A 225-nucleotide genomic window follows, 5' to 3' on the forward strand; every position below is an offset into this window, starting at 1 on the left:
TTGTCCCCTGTGTGGATGCGTTTATGTCTGTTGAGATGATAGGATGTGGTGAAAGACTGGCTGCACCCGTTAAAATCACAGACAAAGGGCTTGTCACCTGTGTGAATGTATTTGTGTCTGGTGAGATTACCGGGTGTAGTGAAAGCCTGGCTGCACCCGTTAAAACCACAGACATAGGGCCTGTTCCCTGTGTGCGTGCGCTTGTGGGTGGTGAGTGCACCGGAT

1 protein-coding gene is annotated in these 225 nt (G+C 51.1%); it reads left to right on the forward strand.

Features of this window, described 5'->3' with window-relative positions; all coding sequences use genetic code 11:
* Window positions 1-23: 23 nt before the first annotated feature.
* Window positions 24-225: hypothetical protein (locus E1189_RS24105; protein ID WP_230459776.1), on the forward strand; the 202-nt coding region annotated here is incomplete at its 3' end.

Origin of the sequence: Parendozoicomonas verongulae, from assembly GCF_009711465.1 — a bacterium.
GTDB classification, from domain to species: domain Bacteria; phylum Pseudomonadota; class Gammaproteobacteria; order Pseudomonadales; family Endozoicomonadaceae; genus Sansalvadorimonas; species Sansalvadorimonas verongulae.